This window comes from Luteibacter sp. P4_D7_3 (assembly GCF_056401735.1).
This window is the reverse complement of the sequence record NZ_JBFUIT010000251.1, coordinates 1-6,003: the sequence shown is the minus strand read 5'-3', so window position 1 is coordinate 6,003 and position 6,003 is coordinate 1. Positions and strand designations below refer to the sequence as shown.

The 6,003-nt window shown below is 63.7% G+C and carries 8 protein-coding genes; all 8 read left to right on the top strand.

The genetic code is table 11. The features are described from left to right. The first annotated feature begins 241 nt into the window (after window positions 1-241). Window positions 242-1,159: a chemotaxis protein gene (locus AC1DSN_RS17170; RefSeq protein ID WP_477296394.1), complete on the top strand. Its 918-nt coding sequence runs from the start codon at window positions 242-244 to the stop codon at window positions 1,157-1,159. 195 nt (window positions 1,160-1,354) lie between these two features. Then, complete coding sequence (flgB, locus tag AC1DSN_RS17165; RefSeq protein ID WP_213948714.1) at window positions 1,355-1,774, top strand: flagellar basal body rod protein FlgB; 420 nt, start codon at window positions 1,355-1,357, stop codon at window positions 1,772-1,774. Beyond that, complete coding sequence (gene flgC / locus AC1DSN_RS17160) at window positions 1,771-2,184, top strand: flagellar basal body rod protein FlgC (RefSeq protein ID WP_213948715.1); 414 nt, start codon at window positions 1,771-1,773, stop codon at window positions 2,182-2,184. Before flgB ends, flgC begins: the two co-directional genes overlap by 4 nt. Window positions 2,185-2,193: 9 nt before the next feature. After that, the gene (locus AC1DSN_RS17155; protein WP_477296397.1) at window positions 2,194-2,850 is read left to right on the top strand and encodes a flagellar hook assembly protein FlgD; all 657 of its coding nucleotides are present in this window, start codon (window positions 2,194-2,196) and stop codon (window positions 2,848-2,850) included. Window positions 2,851-2,871: 21 nt separating this feature from the next. After that, window positions 2,872-4,098: a flagellar hook protein FlgE gene (flgE, locus tag AC1DSN_RS17150; protein WP_213948717.1), complete on the top strand. Its 1,227-nt coding sequence runs from the start codon at window positions 2,872-2,874 to the stop codon at window positions 4,096-4,098. 67 nt (window positions 4,099-4,165) lie between these two features. Beyond that, window positions 4,166-4,906, top strand: coding sequence for a flagellar basal-body rod protein FlgF (gene flgF, locus AC1DSN_RS17145; protein ID WP_477298732.1), 741 nt, complete (start codon window positions 4,166-4,168; stop codon window positions 4,904-4,906). A 62-nt stretch (window positions 4,907-4,968) separates the two neighbouring features. Further along, on the top strand, window positions 4,969-5,754 hold the full coding sequence (gene flgG / locus AC1DSN_RS17140; RefSeq protein ID WP_477331856.1) for a flagellar basal-body rod protein FlgG: 786 nt from the start codon (window positions 4,969-4,971) through the stop codon (window positions 5,752-5,754). An 8-nt stretch (window positions 5,755-5,762) separates the two neighbouring features. Further along, on the top strand, window positions 5,763-6,003 hold a 241-nt coding region (locus tag AC1DSN_RS17135; protein ID WP_477331854.1), incomplete at its 3' end, for a flagellar basal body L-ring protein FlgH.

Genomic DNA, 6,003 nt, shown 5'->3' with positions numbered 1-6,003 from the left:
ACTGTGCCGAGAGGTCGCGAACGCGCGCCGCATCGCCCTGGGCGGCAGCGTGGGAGAGGAGGCGGACGTGCTTGCTCCAGACGAGGTACATGATATCGCTATCATCCGATGGACGCCCCACTAAATCGGTCGGGAGCCTCAGGACTTGAGTCATGCAATCGGCGTGCCATCAGCGCGGCTACAGAAACGACCAGAGCCGCCGATACCGTTCGCGACACCTTCTGTAGATGCCTCGCACGTCATGGCCCGACCGCTGCTCGACACCGTGGAAACCTTTACCCGTCTGGCGGGCCATAACCGCGTGGCGATGCTGCTGTTTCGCCTGGGTGATCGACAGGCGTTCGGCATCAACGTGTTCAAGGTGCGCGAGGTGCTTCGCCGGCCGCGCCTGGAGCGGATGCCAAGCATGCACGCGCTGGTCTCGGGCAGTTTCGACTATCGGGGCAGCACGATCCCGGTCATCGACCTCGCTGCCGCCATGGGCTATCCGGCGCTTGCCAGCGTCGACAGCGCACACCTGATCGTCACCGAATTCAACCTTTCGGTTCAGGGATTTCTGGTCTCCGATGTCGATCGCATCGTCCATGTGGATGGTGCCAACCTCAATGCGCCTCCGGCAGCGCTCGGCTACGGCTCGCGGGTCAATGCGGTGACCCGGCTGGACGGCGATCTGCTCGCGGTCGTGGACGTGGAGCAGGTACTGGCTTCCGTCGACCCCACCGTGGTGCAGCTTTCCGATCGTGTCCAGCAGGCCGCCCATGTGCAGCAGGCCGGCAATCGCCGCATCCTGGTCGTCGACGACTCGGCAGTCGCCCGCACGCAGCTGGTCGATCTGTTCCGCAAGATGGACCTCGAATGCGTCATCGCCAAGGATGGACGCGAAGGGCTCGACAAGCTGCGCACGATGGCCGGCGGCCCCGTTGCCGATCGGGTGGACCTGGTCGTATCGGACATCGAAATGCCGTTGATGGACGGTTACGCGCTGACCACCGCCATCCGCGAGGATGCGCAGTTGCGGCACATGAAGGTGCTCCTGCACAGCTCGCTGAGCGGTGTCTTCAACGAGGCGATGGTGGCTCGCGTGGGTGCGGACAAATTCATCGCCAAGTTCCAGCCGGACATCCTCGCGACCGCGGTGCTGGACCTCCTGCCTACCTGATACCGGCGTTGCCGCCTGCGACGGTCATCCGTCGCCGACGCCATCAGGCAGGGCGCCAGAATTCCGGCACGTTCGCCCAGATCATCGCTTCGATCCCACACAAACGGCGCCACGGCGCCGTTTCGCATGTCTGGGTCCGGCGTGGCACGCCTCTTGCTCAACCCCTCGGGCCAAGCTAACGAGGGGGTCAAGCCCATGATCGACAAACCGGATCCGCTATTAGGCGTACACGCCCAGGCCCTTGGCCTGTGGCAGCGCCGTGCGGAAGTCATTTCGTCGAACCTGGCCAATGCCGACACGCCGGGCTTTCTCGCGCGCGACCTCGATTTCCGCAAGGCGATGACCGCTGCCAGTGGCACGGCCGATGGCCCGGGATTGCAGATGACGGCAACCGAAGCCGGACATATCGGTGGCAACCCGGCCTTCGCCGCGACGGACGCCGACAAGCTCGCCTATCGCGTCCAGACCCAGCCCACGATGGACGGCAACACGGTAGATACCCAGGTCGAACAGGCCCAGTTCGCCGCCAACGCCATCCACTACCAGGCGTCGCTCAGCTTCATTACCTCGTCGATCCATGCCATGCGCATGGCCATTTCAGGATCCAGCTCATGAGCCTGCTCAAGATTTTCGACGTCGCCGGCTCCGGCATGGCAGCCCAGTCGGCCCGGCTCAACACCACGGCCAGCAACATGGCCAACGCGGACAGCATCGCCAGCAGTGAGGCCGGCGCCTATCACGCGAAGCAGCCACTGTTTTCGGCCGTGCAGCAGCAGGTCAACGGGCAGATGGAAAACGGCGGCGTGCGCACGCTCGGCATCACCGAAAGCCAGGCACCGATCCAGGCACGTTACGAGCCGTCCAATCCGCTCGCCGACGCGAACGGCAATGTCTATCAAAGCAACGTCAACACGGTCGACGAGCTGGTCAACATGATCTCCGCGTCGCGCTCCTATCAGAACAACGTCGAAGTCATGAACAGCGCCAAGCAGCTCATGCAGAAGACGCTTGACCTCGGCAAGTAAGGAATTCCCATGGTAGACGCCGTCAGCGGTAACAGTTCCTCGTCTTCATCATCGTCATCATCATCGACCGGCCAGCTGCAGCAGCAGACGCTGAGCCAGTCGGATTTCCTCAAGCTCATGGTCACGCAGATGACCAACCAGGATCCGACCAAGCCGATGGACTCCACCCAGATGGTGGCCCAGATGGCGCAGTTCTCTCAGGTGGCAGCGACACAGGAGCTGCAGGCCTCGTTCGACACGCTGGCATCCGGCCTCACCGGTGACCAGTTCGTGCGCGCTGCCGCTCTTGTGGGCCAGGAAGTGCTCGTGCCGTCGACCGCCGGCAAGCTCGAGGATTCCGCGCTCAGCGGCGCCGTGAACGTGGGCACCTCCGGGACCTACGTCAACGTGCAGATCAAGGACACCGCGGGCAACGTCGTCCGCACGATCGACCTCGGCCAGCCGGACGCCGGCCTCGCCAAGTTCGACTGGGACGGCAAGTCCGACACCGGCGCGCAGCTGCCCGACGGCGTTTACCAGATGTCCGCAACTTCCGGCGGCACGGCGATCGATACCTTCGTTCGCGGCAAGGTGGAAGGCGTCGGTGCCTCCGGTACCGATGGAACCTACGTGCAGGTAGCCGGCTTCGGCGGCGCCCTGCTCAGCCAGATCGCGCAAATCCTGTAACTCCAGCAAGGAACCTCCACCATGCCATTCGACATCGCCCTAAGCGGCATCAATGCGGCGTCTTCCGACCTGGAAGTCACTGCGAACAACATCGCCAACGTCAATACCGTGGGCTTCAAGGGCTCGCGTGCCGAGTTCTCGCAGGTCTACTCGGCAGCCGGAAACAATCTTTCGGCCCAGGTCGCCGGCAGCGGCGTGCGCCTGACCAACATCTCCCAGCAGTTCAGCGACGGTGCCGCGACACAGACCGGTAACTCCTACGACTTTGCCATCAGCGGCGCGGGTTTCTTCACCCTGCGTGACGGCTCGGGCTACTCCTATAGCCGCGCGGGCAACTTCCATCCCGATGAGAACGGGAACGTTGTCAATGCAACCGGCCAGAACGTGCAGGTCTATCCGCCGACTGCCAACGGCGGTTTCGATATCAGCAGCCTGGCCGACCTGAAACTGACCACCGGTTCCAGTCCCGCCAAGGCGTCGGCTGCCATCGGCCTGACCGCGAACCTTGCCGCGAGCGCCACGGCGCCGACCGGTGGCGCATTCGATCCGACCAACGACAAGACCTACAACACGCTGTCGACGTTCCAGGCTTTCGATTCCCTCGGTGCCTCGCATACGGTCAACATGTACTACGTGAAGGATGCGACCAATCCCAATACGTGGAACACGCACATGACCGTCGACGGTACCGAAATCGGTACGGCCCAGCAGATGACCTTCAGTGCGGGCGGCGCGATCATCACCCCGGCCGGCGGCAAGCTCAACTACGGTTCGGTATCGCCGAACCCGGGTGCCGCGCCACTCAATCTCACCGTCGACATGAGCAAGGTCACGCAGTTCGGTGACTCCTCGTCGACCACGGCGGTGTCGAACGACGGCTATGCCGCCGGCACGTTCTCGAACATCGACGTTGCCAAGGACGGAACGGTTTCGGCGAAGTACTCCAATAACGTGAGCGTGCCGCTCGGCCAGCTCGCCATCGCCACCTTCGCTAACAACCAGGGTCTTCGCCAGCTCAACGACACCAACTGGGCGGCGTCCTCGGACTCGGGCCAGGCGATCCAGGGCGTGGCGAACTCCGGCGATGTCGGCAGCGTGCAGTCGGGTTCGCTCGAGGCGTCGAACACGGCCGACCTGACCGCGCAGCTGGTCAACATGATCAAGGCGCAGCGCAACTACCAGGCGAACGCGCAGGTCATCTCGACCGACAACACGCTCACCCAGACGATCATCAACATCCGCAACTAAGCGTGACAGCTGGCGCGGTCTCCGGGCCGCGCCAGTACGTTTCCGCCATCGAACCAGGGATTCCGCCATGGACCGCTCCGTATATGTCGCGATGACCGGCGCCACGCAGATCATGCGCGCGCAGGACGAAGTGGCACACAACCTGGCCAACGCCAACACCACCGGCTTCAAGTCGGAGTTGTCGGCGTTCCAGAGCCTGCCGGTCCAGGGCGACGGCATGCAGACGCGCATCAACGGCGTGGCCCAGGGCACGGGTTGGGATACGACCCCCGGCGCGCAGATGCAGACCGGCAACGATCTTGATATCTCGGTGCAGGGTGACGGCTGGATTGCGGTGCAGGGTGCGGATGGCAATGAGGGCTATACCCGTGCCGGCAACCTGCGCATCAACGCCGACGGTTTGTTGACGGATGCACGGGGCAATGCCGTCATGGGCGGCGGCGGTCCGATCACCATCCCACAGGCTTCCAGTGTAAAGATCGGCACCGACGGCACGATTTCCGTCGTTCCCCTTGGTGAATCGCCGTCCACCATCGCCACCACCGACCGCATCAAGCTCGTGAACCCCGGCAACGACCAGCTGACCTACGGCAGCGACAGCCTCATGCACATGAAAGACGGCAGCACGCCCCAGGCGGACGCCGATGTGCGGGTGGTCTCCGGCACGATCGAATCGAGCAACGTCAACCCTTCCGATGTCCTCGTGAAGATGATTTCCCTGTCCCGCGAGTTCGAAATGCAGGTCCGTTCCATCAAGACTGCCGACGACAACGCCCAGTCGGCATCGAAATTGCTACAGGTGGGTTAACCACCGCCACGCGACGCATTTCCGTCGCTGGCATGTAAAGCGCCCAAGCGCAGGAGTCAACGATGTTCTCGTCCCTCTGGATCGCCAAGACCGGCCTCGATGCGCAGCAGACGCGCATGGACGTGGTCTCGAACAACCTGGCCAATACGAACACCACGGGCTTCAAGCGCGCCCGCGCCGAGTTCGAGGATCTGACTTATCAGAACCGCGGCCAGGCCGGTGCACAGACGACGGAGCAGACCCAGTCGCCCACCGGCTTCATGATGGGTACCGGCGTGCGTGTCGTCGGCACCCAGAAGATGTTCGACCAGGGCGGCTCACAGCAGACCGACAACCCACTCGACGTACGCATCGACGGTCGTGGCTTCCTGCAGGTGACCCTGCCGGACGGCACGGTCGGCTATTCGCGTGATGGCTCGCTCAAGCGCGACCAGGATGGCCAGATCACGACCAACGACGGTTACCCGCTCGAGCCTTCCATCACCATCCCCGCCAATGCCAGCACGGTGACCATCGGCAAGGACGGTACGGTGAGCGTCACCACCGCCGCCAACGCGGCGTCGCAGCAGATCGGCACGATCCAGCTCGCCGACTTCGTCAATCCCGCCGGCTTGCAGCCGCGCGGCGACAACCTTTACCTGGAGACCGCTTCCAGCGGCGCTCCGCAGACGGGCACCGCCGGCCTCAATGGCCTCGRCACCCTCGACCAGAATGCCCTCGAAGCGTCCAACGTGAACGTCGTCGAGGAAATGGTGAACATGATCGAGACCCAGCGCGCCTACGAGATGAACTCCAAGGCGATTTCGACGGCCGATCAGATGCTTCAGTTCATCTCCAACAAGACCTGAGACACGTCATGAATCGTTCCTTCGCACGCATCCTGCTCGCCGCGCTGCCGTTCGCCGCCCTCACGGGCTGCGCGATCGTGCCGCCGACGCCGAAGCCGATGTACACCGCCACGCTGCCGCCCGAACAGACGGCCGCACCGCAGGCGACCGGCTCGATCTACGCCGACCAGACGTCGCTGGAACTGTTCTCCGATCCGCGCGCGCATCGTGTGGGCGACATCCTGACCATCTCGCTGGTGGAAAGCACGC

Bases quoted from the DNA above. Each gene is read 5' to 3' on its own strand.
- AC1DSN_RS17170 (WP_477296394.1), top strand. From the start codon at position 242: ATGGCCCGACCGCTGCTCGACACCGTGGAAACCTTTACCCGTCTGGCG.
- flgB (WP_213948714.1), top strand. From the start codon at position 1,355: ATGATCGACAAACCGGATCCGCTATTAGGCGTACACGCCCAGGCCCTT.
- flgC (WP_213948715.1), top strand. From the start codon at position 1,771: ATGAGCCTGCTCAAGATTTTCGACGTCGCCGGCTCCGGCATGGCAGCC.
- AC1DSN_RS17155 (WP_477296397.1), top strand. From the start codon at position 2,194: ATGGTAGACGCCGTCAGCGGTAACAGTTCCTCGTCTTCATCATCGTCA.
- flgE (WP_213948717.1), top strand. From the start codon at position 2,872: ATGCCATTCGACATCGCCCTAAGCGGCATCAATGCGGCGTCTTCCGAC.
- flgF (WP_477298732.1), top strand. From the start codon at position 4,166: ATGGACCGCTCCGTATATGTCGCGATGACCGGCGCCACGCAGATCATG.